The following is a 1232-nucleotide window of genomic DNA, read 5'->3' as shown; positions in this document are numbered from 1 at the left end:
TTTTTTTTGAAGAATTTTTTATTAATTAATTTTTACTCAATTGTTAAATGATTAAATTACTATATAGAATTTGTTATTTAATAAATTAGTTAGTATTTAAACTGAATTGATTTTTTTTGATCTAATTATTCATATTGATGATTTTTTTCGTTTCATCTCAAAACACTAAGAATACTTGCTAATTGAGATGGTTTATAGTGATTTCACTTCAACTTCCTATAATATATATTATGTAAACTAGAAAAAAGTAAAGAGTACCAATAACTCCAGGTACTCACTTCCGGTAATGACGGATGACACAAAAGTACATAAATTATTGACACAAAAGTTTAGAAATCATTTTACTTGTTTCTATTCCCCCATATTTGTATTCTAATTGACATAAAAGTCCATAAACAAAATGACATAATAATGCATAAAAATAACTAGCCCCATAAATGTACGACTAGAATTATTGTTTCACAAAATATCTTGTCGTGGACAAAGACATGCATTAGTTGATCACCAATCCTTATTCCACTAAATTGCCATTAGCGCAATAAAAAAGGCTGCCAAAAGCAACACATTTTGTTCAACTAATGCGCCAGTTAGTTGAATAAATGTTTTTAATTTTTTAAGTAGCTAATCTACATTAATTATCAAAATGCTTCCTCAAGGTTATTTTCCATCTTGATCATAACCGGAACAACATCCAAGTGTTCGAATTAAAGGACATTTATACAAAAGATAAGCAGCTTGAAATTATCAAACTGCTTAATATTTATTTACATTTTCAATTTTGGGTTTATGAAATGAGGTAAACTCTTCTTTTAGTATTGAGAATATTTTTATATCTTGATGTTTTCCCTTTACAAACATACCTTTTCTAATTATCACTTCAAAAGACATTCCCGTTTTTTCCATTACTCGTGCTGATCCATTATTTTCTACAAAACATCTTGCTTGAATACGAACCAAATCCATATTGTTAAAACCAAATTTAATAACTTCATTTGCGGCTTCTGTTACGATACCTTTATCCCAATAATCGTGAGCAAGAACATAATAAGCGTTTTACTACTTCGTCTAATACCGCTTCAAGTTCTTCTTCAATATCTTCTTGCCTTATCGAATGGTAAAGTGTAGCTTTCTGCTACGCGTAAGGCATCAGCCCTCTCGATTTACTAACATTTCGGAGCTCAATCCCTTCAACCATTTGGCTATCGGCCCGCTACCTAACTGTCTACGCTTAA

The 1232-nt window shown here is 30.0% G+C and carries 1 pseudogene; it reads right to left on the bottom strand.

The features are described 5' to 3' along the window. Window positions 1–753: 753 nt before the first annotated feature. A pseudogene (locus tag CN514_RS24220) lies at window positions 754–1044 on the bottom strand (GNAT family N-acetyltransferase); the annotation flags it as partial. Window positions 1045–1232 lie beyond the last annotated feature (188 nt).

It is taken from the genome of Bacillus sp. AFS001701 (assembly GCF_002559405.1).
In the GTDB taxonomy this organism is placed as follows: Bacteria; Bacillota; Bacilli; order Bacillales; family Bacillaceae_G; genus Gottfriedia.
The sequence above is the reverse complement of the archived record's forward strand: the minus strand, read 5'-3'. Positions and strand labels throughout refer to the sequence as shown.